The organism is Nonomuraea lactucae (assembly GCF_003313395.1).
Lineage (GTDB): Bacteria > Actinomycetota > Actinomycetes > Streptosporangiales > Streptosporangiaceae > Nonomuraea > Nonomuraea lactucae.
This window is the reverse complement of the sequence record NZ_QNFZ01000609.1, coordinates 1-2,330: the sequence shown is the minus strand read 5'-3', so window position 1 is coordinate 2,330 and position 2,330 is coordinate 1. Positions and strand designations below refer to the sequence as shown.

Annotated in this window: 3 protein-coding genes; all 3 read right to left on the bottom strand. The window is 73.8% G+C overall.

Annotated elements, in window-relative coordinates:
- The coding region (locus DQW85_RS24205) for a carbohydrate-binding protein (protein WP_338043410.1) at positions 1-421 on the bottom strand (421 nt) is incomplete at its 3' end.
- 135 nt (positions 422-556) lie between these two features.
- Positions 557-1,723: a bifunctional 3-oxoadipate enol-lactonase/4-carboxymuconolactone decarboxylase PcaDC gene (pcaDC, locus tag DQW85_RS24200; RefSeq protein ID WP_240197394.1), complete on the bottom strand. Its 1,167-nt coding sequence runs from the start codon at positions 1,721-1,723 to the stop codon at positions 557-559.
- A 40-nt stretch (positions 1,724-1,763) separates the two neighbouring features.
- A partial coding sequence (locus DQW85_RS24195) for a lyase family protein (RefSeq protein ID WP_275888250.1) occupies positions 1,764-2,330 on the bottom strand: 567 nt, incomplete at its 5' end.

Sequence of the window (2,330 nt, the reverse complement as noted above, 5' to 3'; positions counted from 1 at the left end):
GCGTGCCGCCCCGATACACGTTGTAGCCCGTCACGCCCACGTTGTCCGTGGAGGCGTTCCACGCCAGCGAGACGCTGTTCGAGGTGACACCGGTCGAACGCAGGTTGCCCGGCACCGAGGGGGCCTCGGTGTCGCCGCCTCCGCCGGTGACCGGCTTCCAGAGGGCCGCCACGTTCGGCGGCTCCCAGCCGGGCTGGGAGGTGTGGGCCTGCAGGCACTCGTACTGGGCTCCGTTGTAGGTGACGCGGGTGCCCGCGCTGTAGGTGGTCCACGGGGCCCAGTCGGCGAGGAAGCTCGCCGAGGCCGCGGACGTGCCGGCGGTGGCGCCGTACGCGCCTGGAGTGGCGACGACGGCGGCCGTCAGGGGCATGGCCAGCACGACCAGGCCCGCCAGGATCTTGCTGAGGGACTTCTGTCTCATGACGCTCCGACATCCGATGGTTGGGGGGTGGGATGGGAGTGAAAAAGGAAACTAATAGGAAGGTTTCCTTTTTAATTTGAGAAGAACGTAGCCCCTGTCATGGTCCGCGTCAATGACTTCCTCGACTTCCTCGCGTCAGCCTTCCGCGACTACGCGCCCGGCGACGGCGAAGGCGGCGTTGGCCGCCGGAACGCCGCAGTAGATCGCCGTCTGGAGCAGCACCTCGGAGATCTCGCCGGGGGTGAGGCCGTTGCGCAGTGCCGCCCGCACGTGCACGGCCAGCTCCTCCAGATGCCCGCCCGCGACAAGCGCGGTCAGGGTGACGCAGCTGCGGGCGCGGCGGTCGAGGCCTGGGCGGTTCCAGATCTCGTCCCAGGCGTAGCGGGTGATGAGGTGCTGGAAGTCCCGGGTGAACCCGGTCGTGGCGGCGACGGCCCGGTCCACGTGGGCGTCTCCCAGCACCTCCCGCCGGGTCCTCATCCCCGCCGCCCAGCTCTCCTCCGAGGGGAGGCGGTCATCGGGGGCGACGCGGGCGAGGTGGTCGGTGATCGCCCGGGTGACGGCGTCCGCGCGTTCCACGTTCGCCAGGTGGGCCGCGTGGGGGACGACGCTCAGGCGGGCGTCCGGGATGCCGCCCGCCAGGACGAGGGCCTGGTCCAGCGGGGTCGCGGGGTCCCGCGCGCCGGCCACGACGAGGGTGGGCGCGGTGATCGCGCCCAGGCGACCGGTGAGGTCGCAGGCGGCGAGGGCCTCGCAGCAGGCCGCGTACGACTCCGCGTCCACGCCGGCCGGCATGTCCAGCACCCAGCCGCCGTCGAAGCCCGGTGTGAACCAGCGGGACGCGAGCGTCGGAGCGAGCGCACCGACCCCGCCGTCCCGCACCACGGCCGCCCGCTCCAGCCACGGCCCTGGCTCGCCGAACCTGGCCGCCGTGCAGCACAGCACGAGGCCCCGTACGCGGTCCGGTTCGCGCGCCGCGATGGCGGTCGCGATCCCACCGCCGAGCGAGATGCCGCCGACGGCGAAGCGCTCCTCCCCCACGAGGTCCAGCACGGCCCGGGCGAGCGCGTCGATCGTCAGCGCCGCGCGCGCCGCGGACGGCGGTCCTGCGGCGATGGGCGGGGAGCCGCCGTGGCCCGGCAGGTCGTAGCGGAGCACGCGCCAGGTGGCGGTGAGCGCGGCGAGCTGCGGCCGCCAGACGTCCATGGTGGTGCCGAGCGACGGCCCGAGGACCAGCAGCGGCCCGTCCCCGGGACCGTCGAGGCGGTGGTGGAGTGTCAGATGAGAGGTCTGAGAGGTCACTGTCCGTCCTGTCGGAAAGATCGTCCCGCCGGGGAACGGCCTACGGCCGCCGGTCCCGGTAGGCGCTGAGGATGCGGTCGATGAGCTCCGGTGCGGCTCCCAGCCGTACGGAGAGGAGGCGATCGCCGGTGAGCCCGGCGTTGGCGCGCATCCGGCCGGGGAACACCTCCAGCCCGGCCAGCAGCACGGCGGCCGTCTCAGCCGCACCCCCGGTGAGCCGCAGGCACTCGCGCAGCGGCTGCCACTCGGCCTGCCAGGCGCCCGCGGCCCGTTCGTGCTCGCCCGACCGGCCCAGCAACTGGGCGTACACCGGCACCTGGAGCGCGGCGGAGCGGATCATCACCGACCGGGCGGGATTTCGCTTGTGCGGCATGGCCGACGAGCCTCCCGGTGAGGACTCGGCGACCTCTCCCACCTCGGTCTGGGCCAGCAGGACGACGTCCGTCGCCACCTTGCCGAGCGCCTCCGCCGTACCCGCCAGCGCGGCCCCCAGCTCGCCCACCGCGGACCGCTCGGCGTGCCACGGCACCGGCGGGGCGGCCAGCCCCAGCTCCTCGGCGTACAGCTCGACGAGCGCGAGCACGCGCGCCCGCCGTTCCGCCGGGGA